The sequence below is a fragment of the Chryseobacterium sp. MYb264 genome (assembly GCF_035974275.1).
GTDB lineage: Bacteria > Bacteroidota > Bacteroidia > Flavobacteriales > Weeksellaceae > Chryseobacterium.
Genome location: NZ_CP142422.1, coordinates 691391 through 707069, shown reverse-complemented (window position 1 = coordinate 707069; position 15679 = coordinate 691391). Strand labels below are relative to the sequence as shown.

Below are 15679 nucleotides of genomic sequence, written 5' to 3'. Positions count from 1 at the left end.
TAAAAACCTCTGACACAGATCAATTTTTTTGATCTTTATCTCCCATAATTTTGTGAAATAATTTTACAGTTATGGAAAATAAAAATAGTGCACTTGTGGTGGGTGCTACAGGAATTACAGGGAGTAATCTCGCTCAGGAACTGATCGCTCAAGGTTGGACAACCTACGGATTATCAAGAAATACCAATCATTCTACTGAAGGTTTGATTCCCATACAAGCCGATCTTCTGAATGTTGAAAGTCTTGAAAAAGCATTGGAAAATATCTCGCCTACCCATATTTACTTCACTACTTGGATGCGTAATGATACGGAAGAGGAAAATATTCGTATAAACAGTGCTTTGGTAAGAAATTTATTAGATGTTCTTTCATCAAAAAAATCTGTACAGCATGTCGCATTGGTGACGGGTTTAAAACATTATTTAGGACCGTTTGAAGCCTATGCAAAAGAAGGAACTTTGCCGGAAACTCCTGTGAGAGAAGAGCATCCACGCTTGCCACTTCCCAATTTCTATTACGCTCAGGAAGATGAAGTGTATAAAGCCTCAGAAAGAGACGGATTTACATGGAGCATCCACAGACCGCACACCGTAATCGGGTATGCAGTCGGAAATCTGATGAACATGGGAACGACTTTAGCAGTGTATGCAAGCATCTGTAAAGAAACCGGAAAAAAATTCATCTGGCCCGGATCTTCCGAACAATGGAACGGAATTTCAGATGTGACGGATGCACGCATTTTAGCTAAACAATTAGTTTGGGCTTCATCAACTGATTCAGCAAAAAATCAGGCTTTTAATATTGCAAATGGTGATGTTTTCCGTTGGAAATGGCTTTGGAAAAGATTGGCAGACTGGTTTGAAATTGAAGCAGTAGGTTTTGAAGATTCTATTAAACCTTTAGAAAAAGAAATGGAAAATTATGCTGAAATTTGGAAGGAAATAGCGAAAAAACATCATTTAAAAGAAGAAAACCTAAATAAATTATCTTCGGCATGGCATACCGATCTTGATTTGGGAAGACCTTTAGAAGTAATGACTGATATGGCAAACAGCAGAACTTTAGGCTTTACAGAATATCAAAATACAGCAAGATCTTTCATCGATCTGTTTGAAAAATTAAAAGTGGAAAAGCTAATTCCGTAGAATTTTCACCATAAAGGAGTTGTTGACACAGCTCCTTTTTTCTTTATCTAAAATATCGTTCCTTTGTAAAAAATACCTATTAATATCATCATGAAAAAGTCCGAAGCTACCCGACTCAATATTCTTCAGAAAGCATTTGAACTGATCTATACCAAAGGTTATCAGACGACCAGTGTCGATGAGATTATTGCGACCACTCAGGTGACAAAAGGAGCTTTTTATTATCATTTCAAAACGAAAGATGACATGGGTCTGGCGATTATTAACGAGCTGATGATTCCCAATTTTACGAATAATTTTATTCAACCTTTACAAAATGACGAAAATCCTTTAGAAAACATTTATCAGATGATGTATCATTTGCTGATTGATAATGAATTTTTAAAAGTTGAATACGGTTGTCCGGCTTCTAATTTTACTCAGGAAATGGCTCCTTGGAATGTTGAGTTTACAAAAGCATTGAATGAATTGTCTCAGCAATGGGAAAATACAATGATTCAATCGATTGAAAAAGGAATGGAAAATGGTAAAATAAAAGAAGGCTTAAATGCAAAAGGAATTGCTGTATTTGTACTTTCGGGTTATTGGGGAATACGAAATTTAGGAAAATTAGAAAGCAACAAATCAATTTATCTAATTTATTTACAGCAACTTAAATCTTATTTTAAAACTTTGCAATAATTTTTTTATCAAAAAACATACTAATTAGTATGTTTTTACTTTACCTTTGCTATATCTTAAAAATTTGATGATGTACCAAAGCATTACTTTTCTTCATTCTACTTTTCGCTGGCTCGTGTTGCTGAGTATTTTATATGCTATTTTTAGAGCGTGTAAAGGATATTTTGCAGACAAGGAGTTTTCAGAAACTGATGATTCCGTAAGACATTGGACGGCAACTATTGCTCACATCCAACTCGTTTTGGGAATACTCTTATATTCTCAAAGTCCGATCATTAAATATTTTTGGAAGAATTTCGGTGAAGCAAAACAATCTTTAGATCTGTTGTTTTTCGGATTGATTCATATTTTCTTCATGCTTTTTTCTATTGTTTTAATCACCATCGGATCGGCAATTTCCAAAAGAAAATCAACTGATAAAGAGAAGTTTAAAATAATGCTGATTTATTTTACAATAGCACTCATCATTATTTTCATGGCTATTCCGTGGCCTTTTTCACCTCTTGCTAACAGACCTTATTTCAGATAATTATGACAGATTTATTTAAAACAAAAATCGGAAGATTAAGAATAATTGCCATTCTGGAAGGAATTTCATTATTAACCTTAGTATTCATCGCAGTTCCGTTGAAATATGGATTCGAAAATCCTTCGCTCGTTAAAATGATGGGGCCGATCCACGGAACCTTATTTCTGCTTTTTTTATTCAATACATTAAGTGTTGGGATCGAGCAACAATGGAAGTTTAAAGAAACGACCTGGAAAGTACTTTTGGCGTGTATTATTCCGTTTGGAACTTTTTATATTGACAAAAAAATTTTAAGCAAATTATGAAAAATACATTGATTTTTTGCGGAATTGTACTTACCATCTATATCATTTACAGAATATACAGATACCAAACGCTTGATGAAGGTTTAGATACTTTGATAAAAAAAGGAGCTGTTATTCTAGATGTGCGAACGGAAAAAGAGTATGAAACGGATCATATCAATGGTTCCATCAATATTTCTTTGGGAACCATTCGTGAGCGATATACGGAACTTGACCGAAACAAAACCTATATTACCGTTTGTTCCCACGGTCTTCGAAGTGTAAAAGTTGAGCATATTTTAAAGGAAAAAGGCTTTAAGCATGTTCATAATGGTGGAGCATGGAGCGATTTGCAGAAGAGTTTAGATTTAAAATAAAAATTCCGAAAGACTTTTCTTTCGGAATAACAACAAATTAGAAATTATACAAACTATTTTTCAATACTTTGTAATTTTTATGTCCTTAAAATAGCCAATCGTTCCAATGTCAACTCTCAAACCAATGCTTCCGTTTTTAAGAGTTCCCAACATTCGGTCTACGATAAAAGACGGATATTTTTGGTCATTCAGATACAGCGTTGCCCGTTGATCTTTGACTTCAATTTTCATCGTAATCCATTCATTCAAACCCATATCTGCATACGTTTCATACTGCCCGGAATATTTTGGATCACGTAATTTTTCAAACTTAAAATTCGGATAAGAGAAATATTGAATCGAATGATTTCTTTGGATCTGATTGTCTGAACGCCCGTTTTTGGGACGAAGATAAATGGATTTAAATTGCGAATTATCTTCATTAATTCTGTAAGCAATTCCTATAAATCCGCGCGAAGCCTCGAATGGCGAAGGATTTTGTATTTGAGCCAACACTTTCATTTCAATGATTCCGTTTTTAAGATTTACATTTTTCAGCTTCAGAAATGTAGGTTCGTCTACAGTTTCTTCTAATCGATTGATGTCAAACGGAACTTTATCCAAATCTCTTTCAGCTTTTAATACTTTTTCTCCATTGAAATTAACAATAGACGCGTTTACATTTACCGTTTCAAATTCCTGATTATCAAAACGAATGGTTTGTGAAGATAAATTCGCAATAGAAAAAGAGACTGCCAATAAAATTAAAATTCTTTTCAACATCTTACAGTTTTTGCTGAGCTTCATCCAAGGTTACCGTTTTTCCCAATGCTCCGAATTCGTGGATATCTCCAAACACTTCAATTCTAGCTGATTCATTTAAACCACCAATTTTCAGAGCATCAAACCCATTATCACGGATCAATTCTTCGATTTCACCATCAATATCTGCATCATCAGAAGCATAAAAAAGGGTCTGCTTCGGATTTTGATAGGCTTTTTCAGCCAAAGAAGCAACTCCTAAAGTTCCCAAAGCTTTTACCAATTTTGCATTTTCAGGTAAAAACTGAGCATTGATTTCGCCCGCAGATTCTTCTGCTCCGATGATCTTTTTAAAACCTCCGTTTTCATCCGGAGCAATGGCGTTGGACGGATCGATGATGATTTTCCCTTCAAGATCGGAAGCATATTGCTTTAAAAATTCTTCGATAGCTCCAAACGGAATCGCCGGAATAATAAGATCTGCGTTTTTCACGGCATGAGCAATATCATCAGCTTGAACATGATTTCCCCATTTTTCAGAAAGTTCTTTTGCTCTATCAAAATTTCTGTCGGCGACAATAAAATCTCTTGTTGATTTTGCTAAATTTCCTGCGATAGCCTGCCCGATATTTCCTAAACCGATAACGGCTGTTTTTAATGTTGTCATTTTATTTTTCTTTTAAAATTATAAGGCAAATTTCAGAAGAAAAGCGGCTTGATAACAATGAACTACATTAAGAAATAGTCTTAATCCAGATTAAGATTTTGATCGGAGAAGCTTGCTTTTAAGCTTACTCAAAAACTCAGGAGTCAACCCTAAAAATGAAGCAATTTGAGTCTGCGGCAATCGATTGGAAAGATGCGGATAGGTTTCAAGAAAAGAAAGATAGCGCTCTTCCGCCGTAGAACTGATATTCTGAAGCAGGCGGTTTTGAAGCGTTACAAAGCTATTCTCAATCAGCACTCTGAAAATTTTATCAAATTTTGGATAATTAATATACAATGAAATTAAATCTTCATAACTGATCTGTAAAACGGTCGTATTTTCTAACGCATCGATATTAAGCGCCGAAGGTTTTTTATGATGAAAGCTTCCGATATCGATCATCCACCAATTTTCAGAAGCAAACTGAATAATATGAGTATTTCCCTTTTCATCCACTTTATACATTCGTAAACAGCTACTTACCACAAAGTTAAAATGATGACAAACATCTCCTTCCTGCAAAACATATTGTCTTTTTCTGTATAATCTTGGTTTAAAAAGTTCAGACACCAGCTTTTTTTCTTCACTTTTCAAAGGAATAAGCTCATTAAAGTAAGTAAGCAAAGGTTCTGCGGAAGATTGCGACATTTTTTCTATTATTTCTGATGTTGAATGAACAAATTTACTATAAGTTATAGAATTGGTTAGGTTTTTGAATAATAAAAGTATCTATAACACCACATCACTTGAAACTTATTACATTTACAAACAAAGGTATCTATTGTCCGCAAGGGAAATTCTACATCGATCCCTGGCGGCCTGTTGATTTGGCGGTGATCACGCATGGTCACGCCGATCACGCACGCTGGGGAATGAAAAAATACCTCTGTCACCATTTTACCAAACCTATTTTGCATAAAAGAATCAGTGAAGATATTGAATGTCAAAGCGTGGAATATGGTGAAGTTATCAATATTAATGGCGTAAAAGTTTCGCTTCATCCTGCAGGTCATATCATTGGTTCTGCGCAAATTCGAATGGAATATAAAGGATATGTGAGCGTTGTTTCCGGAGATTATAAAGTTCAGAACGACGGCTTAAGTACCCCTTTTGAATTGGTGAAATGCAATGAATTTGTCACGGAAAGTACTTTCGGACTTCCGATTTACAATTGGCTGGAAGTGGATGATCTTAATAAAAGACTTCAAAACTGGGTTTTAAGAAATAAAGAAAATCAAAAAACGTCTGTGTTTATCGGCTACTCTTTAGGAAAGGCTCAAAGAATTATGAAAGCCGTTGAAGGGTTAGGAAAAATTCATGTTCACTACTCCATCGGAAAACTGAATGAAGCGTTTGAAAACGTTGGAATTAAACTTCCCGATTATGAAATTCCTGATTTTAGAGAAAGTGTAAAACATTTACAAGATGAAATCGTGATTATTCCCCCTTCTTTGCTGGATTCTAATGTAATTAAAAAAATTCCCAACGCGGCAACTGCCCTTTGCTCAGGCTGGATGCAGGTTCGCGGTGCCAGAAGATGGCGAAGTGCCGACGCGGGTTTTCCGATGAGTGATCATGCCGACTGGAAAGGATTATTACAAGCCATAAAAGCCACTGAAGCTGAAATTGTTCATGTAACGCACGGACAAACAGAAGTTTTTTCTAAATATTTAAACGAAATCGGAATAAAATCTGATGTGGTAGAAACGCTTTATGGCGATGATGACGAGGAAGTAACGGAAAAAGAAACCATAGAAAATCCAGAGGTATGAAACGCTTATACAAAATACACTTTATCACAAAAATATTTGTGGCGTTGCAGCTGACCCTGGAAAATATAAAAATTTCCAGATGAAACATTTTGCAGATTTAATCAACGCTTTGGAAAGCACCAATAAAACCAATGCCAAAATTGATGCGATTATTGATTATCTGGAACGTGCACCAGATGAAGATAAAGTATGGTTTATCGCTTTGTTTACGGGAAAAAGACCGAAACGAAACGTAAATACAAATTATATGAAAGAATGGGCTTTGGAAATTACGCATTTACCGTTTTGGCTGTTTCAGGAAAGCTATTCTTCGGTTGGAGATCTCGGTGAAACTCTTTCGTTGATTTTGCCTACTCCGACGAAAAAAATTGAGCAATCCTTATCCGAATGGATGAATGCTATTATTGATTTAAAAAATAAAACAGATATTGAGAAAAAAGAATTTGTTCTGAATTCCTGGAATGGTTTAGATTATACAGAACGACTGATTTTCAACAAATTATTAGGCGGAAGCTTCAGGATTGGAGTTTCCGATAAAACATTGATTAATGCTTTAACTAAGTTCTCAGAACAAGAATCAAGTGCTTTAACACACAGTTTAATGGGAAAATGGCAGCCTGATGAAATTTCATTCAAAGAGTTGATTTCGGCTGAAAAAATTAACCCCGACAATTCAAAACCTTATCCTTTCTGTTTAGCCTATCCTTTAGAAAAAGAATTGCAGGAACTTGGAAGTCCTGAGGAATGGCTGATTGAATATAAATGGGATGGCATTCGCGGACAGATTATTCGCAGAAACGATGAAGTTTTCATTTGGTCGAGAGGTGAAGAACTCATTACAGAACAATTTCCTGAGATTAAAGAAGTGGTACAGCACATGAAAGGTAACTTTGTTTTAGATGGAGAAATACTTGCGGTAAAGGATGGTAAAGTTTTAAATTTTAACGAATTACAAAAAAGGTTAAACAGGAAAACTTTAACTAAAAAAATGCTTTCCGAAATTCCGATTGAAGTGTTTGCTTATGATTTATTGGAACTTGAAAACAACGATTTACGCGACAAACCGATTTCTGCAAGACGAGCGATGTTGGAAGAATTATTGTTAAATGAAAATCCAGAAAACATAAAAATTTCTCAAGCCATCGAGTTTGATCAATGGGAAAAATTAAACCCAATCCGAGAAAATTCAAGAGAGATCAACAGTGAAGGTTTGATGCTAAAACAGAAAAATTCTCCTTATCATTCCGGAAGAAAAAAAGGCGATTGGTGGAAATGGAAAATCAATCCGTTAACCATTGATGCCGTTCTTATTTACGCTCAGAAAGGAAGCGGAAGAAGAAGTGCATATTATACCGATTACACTTTTGCTGTGAAAAGTGAAGATAAATTAGTCACGATTGCGAAGGCATATTCCGGATTAACGGATAAAGAAATTATGGAAGTCAGCAAGTTTGTCAATAAAAATGCGATCGAAAAATTCGGTCCCGTTCGAACTGTAAAAGCCGAACTTGTTTTTGAAATTGCATTTGAAGGAATTGGTTTCAGTAACCGACATAAAAGCGGTGTGGCACTACGTTTTCCAAGGATTGAACGATGGCGAAAAGACAAAACAGTGGATGAAATTGATGATATTGAAGAGATTAAGAAATTGATAAAATAAATATACGTTTGGACTGCGCCCAATGTAACAATTCTAATACTAAATGATTAATTTTTAGAGATGTCAGTCTGAGCGAAGTCGAAGACTCTTAAATTATAAAACCAATTATTTGAGCAATTTTGAAAATACCAACGGATTCAAGGTCATTCAACAATGGATGGCTGATAAAGGTAATTCTCCTTTTAAATTCCAGTTGGATACCTGGCAAAAATTTGAAAATGGCTACAGTGGAATGGTCGTTGCACCGACAGGTTTTGGAAAAACATTTTCCGTTTTTTTAGCTTTATTAACGAATTTTTTAAACAATCCCGAAAAGTATAAAAAGGGCTTGAAAATGATTTGGATTACTCCGCTTCGTTCCCTTTCAAAAGATATTGCAAAAGCGATGCAGGAAGCCATTGATGAAATTGGTCTGGATTGGATGGTTGGAGTTCGAAATGGCGATACCGACCCGAAAGTTCGTCAGCAACAGGTTAGAAATATGCCCGAAATTTTGGTGGTTACTCCTGAAAGTCTGCATTTGCTTTTGGGACAAAAAAATCATGAACGTTTTTTCAAAGAAATGAAATGCATTGCGGTAGACGAATGGCATGAATTATTAGGCTCAAAACGCGGTGTCATGGTAGAATTGGGAATTTCTCAACTGACGAAATATGTTCCTAAACTTAAGATCTGGGGAATTACAGCAACCATTGGAAATCTTGATGAAGCTATGGAAGTTTTAATCCCTTATGACATTAAGAAAACAAAAATTACAGCCAAAGAACAGAAAAAGATAGAAATTCTTCCTGTTTTTCCAGATGAAGTTGAAATTTTACCGTGGGCTGGGCATCTTGGACAAAAGTTAGCAGATAAAGTAGTTCCAATTATTTTAGAGTCTAAATCTACGATTGTTTTTACAAATACCCGTAGTCAGAGCGAGATGTGGTATCAATTATTGTTGAATGCTTACCCTGATTTTGCGGGACAAATCGCTATTCATCACAGTTCGATCGATGCTCATTTACGAATCTGGATTGAAGAAAATTTAAGTTCTGGAAAATTAAAAGCGGTAGTTTCTACTTCGTCTCTGGATTTGGGAATTGATTTTAAACCTGTGGATACGATTATTCAAATCGGTTCTGCAAAAGGTGTTGCGAGATTTTTGCAACGTGCCGGAAGAAGTGGTCACTCCCCTTTTGAAACTTCGAAAATCTATTGCGTTCCCACTCATTCTCTGGAACTTATTGAAGTAGCAGCTCTGAAGGAAGCGGTAAAACAAAAAGTAATAGAACCGCGCGAGCCACAAGTTTTGTGTTTTGATGTTTTGGTTCAATTTTTAATGACTTTAGCGATTGGTGATGGATTTTATCCTGATGAATTGCATGAAAGAATTAAAAAAGTATATGCTTTTCAGGAAATGACCGATCAAGAATGGAAAAATATTCTCGATTTTCTTACCATTGGTGGAAGTGTTCTAAAAAGTTATGAAGAATTCCATAAAATCGTCATTATGGAAGACGGTTTGTATAAAGTTACTTCAAGAAAAATTGCCATGCTTCACCGCATGAATATGGGTGTCATTGTAAGTGATGCGATGCTGAAAGTGAAATTTATTTCAGGAGGCTATATCGGAATGGTTGAGGAATATTTTATTTCAAAATTAAAAAAAGAAGAAAAATTTATATTAGCCGGAAGAGTATTGGAAGTCGCCATGATCAAAGATATGACGGTGTATGTTCGCGCGGCAAAAGGAAAAGCATTTGCACCAAGCTATCTTGGTGGAAGATTACCATTGAGTTCCAATTTGGGACATTTTTTAAGAGAAAAATTATCAGGAGCCTTAAATCCAAAAGCTTCGGAAAAGGAACTGAAATTCTTACATCCATTACTGATAAATCAAGAAGAACGTTCACATATTCCAAAAGAAGATGAATTTTTGGTGGAACTGATTAAAAACCGCGAAGGGTATCATTTATTTATGTATCCGTTTGAAGGTCGATTAGTGCATGAAGTAATGTCCGCTTTAATTGCTTACCGAATTTCAAAACTGGCTCCTATTTCCTTTTCTATGGCGATGAATGACTATGGTTTTGAATTATTCAGCGATAAAGAAATTCCGTTAAATGAAGAAAATCTGCATAAAATTTTAACCAGAGAAAATCTGATGACCGATGTTATTTCGAGTATTAATTCTGCGGAAATGGCTCGCCGAAAATTCCGCGACATTGCGGTAATTTCTGGAATGGTGATTCAGAATTATGCAGGAAAACAACGTTCGAATAAATCTCTGCAAAGTTCTGCAGGATTGATTTTTAAAGTTTTGGAGGATTACGATCCTAATCATTTTCTTGTTCGGCAGTCTTACACTGAGGTTTTCAATGCACAATTGCAGGAGCAACGTTTAGTTGAAGCCTTTAAGCGAATCGAAAAATCAAAAATTATTTTGAAATTTGCCAATACTTTCACCCCGTTAAGCTTTCCTATTAAAGTGGATAGTTTGCGGCAAACGCTTTCCAGTGAAGGATTGGACGCGAGAATCCAGAAACTCATTCAGCAAGCGAAAAAAGTGAAATAAGCTTATGAATGGTCAATAAATTAATTGTCAATTTTAAAATCTAAATGTTTTTAAGTTAAATGAATATATCAACGAAAAATATAAAAATCCAAAACGAAATTTTCACATTAACCAATCAGCGTGCAGTTTTTTGGAAAAAAGAAAAAGCATTGATTTTGTCTGATTTACACATTGGCAAGACAGCTCATTTTCGTAAAAACGGAATCGCTTTAGCCAATCAAATTATGAAAAATGATTTGGAACGATTATCTATTTTAATAGAATACTTTCAACCTGAAAAATTTATTGTTGTCGGCGATCTACTTCATGCCGGTGACAATTCAGATGTTGATGATTTTTGTATTTGGAGAAATCAATATCCTGATTTACGATTTTATTTAATTGAAGGAAATCATGATAAAATTTCCAAAAAATTAGAATCAAAATTATGTTTAAATTTTAAAGATGAAACGCTAGAAATAGATGATTTTATTTTCATCCATGATTTTGAAAAAAATCAACCAAAATTTCAAATTACGGGTCATATTCATCCTGGATTTGTTATTAATTCTCCCGTTAAAAAAATAAAATTACCTTGTTTTGTTATTACAGATGACCAGTTATTACTTCCTGCTTTCAGTGAATTTACCGGATTGGATACGAAAAATCTCCCTAAAAAAGGAAGATTTTATGTTTTTACCGATGCTGAGATTTATGAAATTTGAGATTTATGCTAAGACTTTTTTCATCATCAGATCAGTTTGTTCATCATTTCCAAGTCTGAAAATATGTTGAGCAAATTCTATAAATCCGTTCTTTTTATAAAAATTAACCGCTCTCAAATTTTCTTCCCAAACACCTAACCAAAGATATTTTTTCTTTTCCTGCAAAGCAATTTCTAAAGCTTTATCGTATAAAAGCTGACCAATTTTTTTTCCGTGATGTGAGCTTTTTACATAAATTCTTTCAATTTCTAAAGAAGTTTCATCCTGAAGTTCGGTTTGTGCTTTTCCCGAATTAACTTTTAAATATCCTATCGGATCTTCTGCTTCATACGCAATAAAAAATTGAGAATCAGGATCGTTTAACTCATTAATAACTTTTTCCGAAGCAAAACTTTCGGTAAGGTATTGTTGAATTTGTTCTTCGGAATTATGTTCCGCAAAAGTCTCGTAAAAGGTCTCTCTTCCTATATTTTGAATGGTTTCCAAATCTTCTATGGAAGCTTTTTTTATTGTAATCGACGTCATTATTTCTTGAATTATTCTTCTAATTTAGTGATAAGATTTTTTATTTCTGTTTCAGAAAGTTCTGTTTTTGTTTTATTTTTTAAAATTTCCTTTAAAGCTAATGTGTAAGCGACTTTCAGAGCATTTTCAACTTTTACTTCTTGATCAGGAATAACCCCGATATGCTCCCAGTTTTTCCCTGAGTAAATGGAAGTAATTTTCCCTGTCGGAACCAACAAAAGATATTTATTTTGTATAAAAAAGGGATCAACAGGATTTGCCGCTCCACCCGTTTTTTCGCCAATCACTTTTGCCATTTTTCTTTCCTGTAAAAAATACGCCAAAGCTTCCCCAGCAGAGAATGTTTTTTCGCTTGTTAAGAAGTAAATATTTTTATCAAGATACTTTTTACCTAAAACTTTTGATTGTATTTTATTGTTAACTGTTTTCCCTGAATTTCGGAAAAAGGTTTGATATAAATTGGTTTTATCTTTAAAAAAATAACTACAGAAATAAACCAACATGTCATTATCTCCGCCTCCATTTTCTCTTAAATCGATGATTAACGAATTGGTATTTGACACAAAATTCATAGCAGCTTCTGCAGCTTTTTTGCTTGAATTTAATTCTGCAAATCCTTTATAATTAATGTATCCGATGTTTCCTTCCAGTCGTTCTGCTTTTTCAAAACCGAAATTTTCAAGGCTGTTATGGAAGTTATCTTGTTTTTGTTGCTCTTTTTCGTTGATCTTTTTTTGAGGTGTATATTTTTCTAAATATTTAATGAAAAAATGTTTGTCTTTCGCTACCGTTCTTAATTTTTGAGTCAGTGTTATTGTAAATTCCTTTTCATGTAAAGCATTGAAATCTTTAGATTTAATTTCACTTTGAAATAATGAATCTACACTTTGTAAAACATCTTCATTAATATAATTTTGTTTGATTTTTGCTGAAATTTCTGTTAATACTTCTGTTCGATCCGTTTGCGCAAATGTTGATGAATAGAAAACTATCAGAATCAGAAAGCTTATTTTTTTCATTGAAATGACATTTATTTTTAAGCAAAATTATTTCAAATGAAATCGTTAAAATTGTAAAAATGGAAACTCAAGTTTTTTTTCTTGATATGTATATTATTTAACGCAAAGATTTTGTTAGATACAGCTTATTTTCAAATGGCAAAGGCAAATAAAATTTGCTTCGCGAAGCTTAAAAAAACGCTTCAATAAATCAATTTGTTGATTACTCTTTGCTCACTCAAATATTTACATCTATAAAGTAAAACTTTGCGTCATAAAAATGTAAAACAAATTTTATATAAAAAACCAAATGTTTTTCTGTTCAGTATTTACATTTTCGAAAAATTTTTTAGGTTGAATTTTTGTTAAATCCTTAAAATCTTTAATGAAATGGGATTGATCATAGAACAAATTTTCATAAGAAAGCTCAGTTAAATTTTTCACGTTTTTATTCTGAATTACAGAATTTCTGAAACGCTGTATTTTTCTAAACTCTGAAGCTGGTTTTCCCAAATATTTTGTACAAATTTTATTTAAATATTGTCTTGAAATCAAATGTTTTTCTGCTATTTCTTCAATTTTTAAATCAGAATCAAAATCCTGAAAAATTTCTTCAATTTTATTTAAATCTTTTTCATTGAATTTTGAAAGCCAATAATTTTCCAGTTCTTCAATTTGAATGTTCTGATCTGTTTCGCTTAAAATAATTTTCATGAAATCTTTAAATTCAGAGGAAATAATTTCGTTTTGTAAGAGCTTACATTCATAGGAATTAAAAAAATGATAAATTCCTAATGGTTTAAAGTAAATTGTGACTTCATTAATCGATTTCGTATAATGAACTTCCACAGGTGAATTGCAACGCGAAACAAAGTCAATTACAACATTTTCTTCTTTTGACCGGTCAATTCCTATTCTATTATTTTCACGAGAAAAAGACACATTCTGACAAGCAGAAATGATGAAATAATTATCCGGAAAAGTAAGATAATCCAAGCTATCGGTATCATCCTTAAGCATAAAATAATATCCTTCAATATATTTTGCAAGGATATGATTGTGAGGCTTGTAGAAATTGACTTTCATTTTAAAAATTAAATTTTGCTAAATGTTTAAATCGCGGGAAAACAATAATAAAAACAAAATCTGAAGAAAATTCTCCAGATTTTATAAGTTTATGAAAATAAAATTTTATTAAAAGCTTCCGAAGCAAGATGAACCTGAACCGCCCAATCGTCCGCTGCATCACTTCCTGCATCATCCGAAATGTATTTCAGGCACAGAAACGGAATCTCTTCTTTCATCGCAATTAAAGCCAATGGATAAGCTTCCATATCAACAATATTATAAGCCGTTTCCGAATGATTCATTTCAAAACTGTCACCACTTCCACAAATACCTTCGGGCAGGTTTTCTTTTTGCAAACCATATTCTAAAACGGGAGGAATTCCTGAAAGCGGAGTTTCATATAAACTGAATCCCAAACCTCTTACATCCATATCCCGCTGAATGAATTTTGTACAGCAAACTACGTCTCCTTTATGAAAATTTTTACTTCCTGCCGACCCCAGATTAATAATTAATTTTGGCTTTTTTCGATGAATTTCTTTCGTTAATTCCATCGCGGCATTTACTTTTCCGATGCCTGTAATTAATTTATTTTTATCATTAAAAACCTTTCCGGCTTCTGAATCCAGGGCAAAAACAAAAAGTGTTTCTGAAATTTCAAACTGTTGTCCTTCGTTTATAATTATCATATGATTAACATTACATTTCTCATCAACATGGCTGCTGATATTTGCTTTCAAAGATAATCATTTCATCATCAATTTTATTCTTTGCAAATCAATAATCTGCTGTCTTTTTTCTCGTAAAAACTCCTTAAAATCATCATCAGAAAAGCCATTATACCAAATACAAAACCAATCCACGGATTATATTCCACTCCTTTCGTTACGATCATCCAACCGCCCAAAGTCGTTCCGAGCGTTACCCCAAGATTCCCGAATGAGGTTGCTAAACTGTTCGCAAATTCTAAAGAATCGGGAGCTGATGAGATCATATAGGTTGAAGCATTCAGAAAACTTGGCGAGTACATGAAGCCCCAAATCCCTATCACCACAATAGTTGACAATAAATTTCCATTTGAAAAGTACAATAAAACAGGAATTATCAATGTTCCGGAAAGAAAAAATGCAGTTGTTTTCGTTACATTTTTATTAAGCATTTTTCCGGCCATCCAGGTTGATAAAACACCGATAATCCCGAATACGAACAACATATAACTTACCATAGTTTCATTCATTCCTTTTGCTTTATTCAGATAATCAGCAAAATAGCTGTAGGTAGAAAACCATGCCGTAATCATGAAAAAATTGGCTGCTGTACTTAGCACAAAAGTAGGCTGAGTAAGGATTTTAAGTTGTGTTCCGTACGATTTTTTCTCTTTTACCGGCATGGAAGGAAGCGTAAAATAAATGATAACCAAAGCAATAAAACTGACAACGGTTTGAATCATGAATGAATATTCCCACGACCAAAGGCTGGAAATCCAAGTTGCAAAAGGAACTGTAGTAACCATAGCAACAGTCACTCCACTGAAAACAATGCTCATCAATTCATTTTTCTTATCATCTTCAGCATTCGAGATTGCAACGGATAAAGCGGTCGCGATATAAACGGGCTGTAAAAAAGCAGGAAGAATCCTGACCAGAATCAAAGCCCAAAATGGCGGCGAAAATGAGGATACAAAACCTGTAAAAAGAAATATCGCGATGGAGGTGAACATGATCTTTTTACGATCAAAACCTGAGGTCAATAAGGTCATGAATGGTCCTGTAAGTGCGATAATTAAAGCAAAAGCACTTAATAAATAGCCTGCTTTATCAATACTGATTTTATAGTGTTCAGCGATTTGCGGTAAAATCCCAATCACTCCAAATTCGGTGGTAATAACGGCTAAAAAGCCTAAAAAGCCAACGTATGCATATTTTTTCATGT

At 33.9% G+C, this 15679-nt stretch carries 17 protein-coding genes; 9 read left to right on the top strand and 8 right to left on the bottom strand.

The window, feature by feature from the left end:
• Positions 1–71 precede the first annotated feature (71 nt).
• The 5 genes from VUJ46_RS03120 (at position 72) to VUJ46_RS03100 (ending at position 3016) form a co-directional block, all read left to right on the top strand.
• Complete coding sequence (locus tag VUJ46_RS03120; protein ID WP_326983553.1) at positions 72–1145, top strand: SDR family oxidoreductase; 1074 nt, start codon at positions 72–74, stop codon at positions 1143–1145.
• A 90-nt stretch (positions 1146–1235) separates the two neighbouring features.
• Positions 1236–1826 carry a TetR/AcrR family transcriptional regulator gene (locus VUJ46_RS03115; RefSeq protein WP_326983552.1) on the top strand — a complete coding sequence of 197 codons (591 nt, stop codon included), beginning with the start codon at positions 1236–1238 and terminating at the stop codon, positions 1824–1826.
• Positions 1827–1893: 67 nt separating this feature from the next.
• The gene (locus VUJ46_RS03110; protein WP_326983551.1) at positions 1894–2355 is read left to right on the top strand and encodes a hypothetical protein; all 462 of its coding nucleotides are present in this window, start codon (positions 1894–1896) and stop codon (positions 2353–2355) included.
• 2 nt (positions 2356–2357) lie between these two features.
• Positions 2358–2660, top strand: coding sequence for a DUF3817 domain-containing protein (locus VUJ46_RS03105; protein WP_326983550.1), 303 nt, complete (start codon positions 2358–2360; stop codon positions 2658–2660).
• Positions 2657–3016 (top strand): rhodanese-like domain-containing protein, encoded by a 360-nt coding sequence (locus VUJ46_RS03100; RefSeq protein WP_326983549.1) that lies wholly within the window; start codon positions 2657–2659, stop codon positions 3014–3016. Before VUJ46_RS03105 ends, VUJ46_RS03100 begins: the two co-directional genes overlap by 4 nt.
• Before the next feature lie 60 nt (positions 3017–3076).
• Here VUJ46_RS03100 and VUJ46_RS03095 read toward each other — a convergent pair whose 3' ends face one another.
• From VUJ46_RS03095 to VUJ46_RS03085, 3 genes are all read right to left on the bottom strand, one after another.
• Positions 3077–3778: a family 16 glycoside hydrolase gene (locus VUJ46_RS03095; protein ID WP_326983548.1), complete on the bottom strand. Its 702-nt coding sequence runs from the start codon at positions 3776–3778 to the stop codon at positions 3077–3079.
• A gap of 1 nt (position 3779) precedes the next feature.
• Positions 3780–4424: an NADPH-dependent F420 reductase gene (locus VUJ46_RS03090; RefSeq protein WP_326983547.1), complete on the bottom strand. Its 645-nt coding sequence runs from the start codon at positions 4422–4424 to the stop codon at positions 3780–3782.
• A gap of 90 nt (positions 4425–4514) precedes the next feature.
• On the bottom strand, positions 4515–5111 hold the full coding sequence (locus tag VUJ46_RS03085; protein WP_326983546.1) for a Crp/Fnr family transcriptional regulator: 597 nt from the start codon (positions 5109–5111) through the stop codon (positions 4515–4517).
• Positions 5112–5209: 98 nt separating this feature from the next.
• Between VUJ46_RS03085 and VUJ46_RS03080 the strand changes: the two genes are divergently transcribed.
• From VUJ46_RS03080 to pdeM, 4 genes are all read left to right on the top strand, one after another.
• Positions 5210–6235, top strand: a complete 1026-nt coding sequence (locus VUJ46_RS03080; RefSeq protein ID WP_326983545.1) for a ligase-associated DNA damage response exonuclease — start codon at positions 5210–5212, stop codon at positions 6233–6235.
• A 79-nt stretch (positions 6236–6314) separates the two neighbouring features.
• Positions 6315–7895 carry an ATP-dependent DNA ligase gene (locus VUJ46_RS03075; protein ID WP_326983544.1) on the top strand — a complete coding sequence of 527 codons (1581 nt, stop codon included), beginning with the start codon at positions 6315–6317 and terminating at the stop codon, positions 7893–7895.
• 109 nt (positions 7896–8004) lie between these two features.
• Positions 8005–10452, top strand: a complete 2448-nt coding sequence (locus VUJ46_RS03070) for a ligase-associated DNA damage response DEXH box helicase (protein WP_326983543.1) — start codon at positions 8005–8007, stop codon at positions 10450–10452.
• Between the two features lie 59 nt (positions 10453–10511).
• The gene (pdeM, locus tag VUJ46_RS03065) at positions 10512–11156 is read left to right on the top strand and encodes a ligase-associated DNA damage response endonuclease PdeM (protein ID WP_326983542.1); all 645 of its coding nucleotides are present in this window, start codon (positions 10512–10514) and stop codon (positions 11154–11156) included.
• A gap of 3 nt (positions 11157–11159) precedes the next feature.
• On the opposite strand, the gene VUJ46_RS03060 is transcribed toward pdeM, so the two are convergent.
• The 5 genes from VUJ46_RS03060 to VUJ46_RS03040 form a co-directional block, all read right to left on the bottom strand.
• Entirely contained in the window at positions 11160–11681 is a 522-nt protein-coding gene (locus VUJ46_RS03060; protein ID WP_326983541.1) for a GNAT family N-acetyltransferase, read from the bottom strand.
• An 11-nt stretch (positions 11682–11692) separates the two neighbouring features.
• Positions 11693–12700 (bottom strand): S41 family peptidase, encoded by a 1008-nt coding sequence (locus VUJ46_RS03055; RefSeq protein ID WP_326983540.1) that lies wholly within the window; start codon positions 12698–12700, stop codon positions 11693–11695.
• Positions 12701–12973: 273 nt separating this feature from the next.
• Positions 12974–13765, bottom strand: coding sequence for a helix-turn-helix domain-containing protein (locus tag VUJ46_RS03050; RefSeq protein WP_326983539.1), 792 nt, complete (start codon positions 13763–13765; stop codon positions 12974–12976).
• An 89-nt stretch (positions 13766–13854) separates the two neighbouring features.
• On the bottom strand, positions 13855–14436 hold the full coding sequence (locus VUJ46_RS03045) for a 5'-methylthioadenosine/S-adenosylhomocysteine nucleosidase family protein (protein ID WP_326983538.1): 582 nt from the start codon (positions 14434–14436) through the stop codon (positions 13855–13857).
• A 74-nt stretch (positions 14437–14510) separates the two neighbouring features.
• Entirely contained in the window at positions 14511–15677 is a 1167-nt protein-coding gene (locus tag VUJ46_RS03040; RefSeq protein WP_326983537.1) for an MFS transporter, read from the bottom strand.
• Between the last annotated feature and the right edge of the window lie 2 nt (positions 15678–15679).

Bases quoted from the DNA above. Each gene is read 5' to 3' on its own strand.
- VUJ46_RS03075 (WP_326983544.1), top strand. From the start codon at position 6,315: ATGAAACATTTTGCAGATTTAATCAACGCTTTGGAAAGCACCAATAAA.
- VUJ46_RS03090 (WP_326983547.1), bottom strand. From the start codon at position 4,424: ATGACAACATTAAAAACAGCCGTTATCGGTTTAGGAAATATCGGGCAG.
- VUJ46_RS03120 (WP_326983553.1), top strand. From the start codon at position 72: ATGGAAAATAAAAATAGTGCACTTGTGGTGGGTGCTACAGGAATTACA.
- VUJ46_RS03115 (WP_326983552.1), top strand. From the start codon at position 1,236: ATGAAAAAGTCCGAAGCTACCCGACTCAATATTCTTCAGAAAGCATTT.
- VUJ46_RS03100 (WP_326983549.1), top strand. From the start codon at position 2,657: ATGAAAAATACATTGATTTTTTGCGGAATTGTACTTACCATCTATATC.
- VUJ46_RS03045 (WP_326983538.1), bottom strand. From the start codon at position 14,436: ATGATAATTATAAACGAAGGACAACAGTTTGAAATTTCAGAAACACTT.
- VUJ46_RS03095 (WP_326983548.1), bottom strand. From the start codon at position 3,778: ATGTTGAAAAGAATTTTAATTTTATTGGCAGTCTCTTTTTCTATTGCG.
- VUJ46_RS03050 (WP_326983539.1), bottom strand. From the start codon at position 13,765: ATGAAAGTCAATTTCTACAAGCCTCACAATCATATCCTTGCAAAATAT.
- VUJ46_RS03055 (WP_326983540.1), bottom strand. From the start codon at position 12,700: ATGAAAAAAATAAGCTTTCTGATTCTGATAGTTTTCTATTCATCAACA.
- pdeM (WP_326983542.1), top strand. From the start codon at position 10,512: ATGAATATATCAACGAAAAATATAAAAATCCAAAACGAAATTTTCACA.
- VUJ46_RS03085 (WP_326983546.1), bottom strand. From the start codon at position 5,111: ATGTCGCAATCTTCCGCAGAACCTTTGCTTACTTACTTTAATGAGCTT.
- VUJ46_RS03105 (WP_326983550.1), top strand. From the start codon at position 2,358: ATGACAGATTTATTTAAAACAAAAATCGGAAGATTAAGAATAATTGCC.
- VUJ46_RS03040 (WP_326983537.1), bottom strand. From the start codon at position 15,677: ATGAAAAAATATGCATACGTTGGCTTTTTAGGCTTTTTAGCCGTTATT.
- VUJ46_RS03110 (WP_326983551.1), top strand. From the start codon at position 1,894: ATGATGTACCAAAGCATTACTTTTCTTCATTCTACTTTTCGCTGGCTC.
- VUJ46_RS03060 (WP_326983541.1), bottom strand. From the start codon at position 11,681: ATGACGTCGATTACAATAAAAAAAGCTTCCATAGAAGATTTGGAAACC.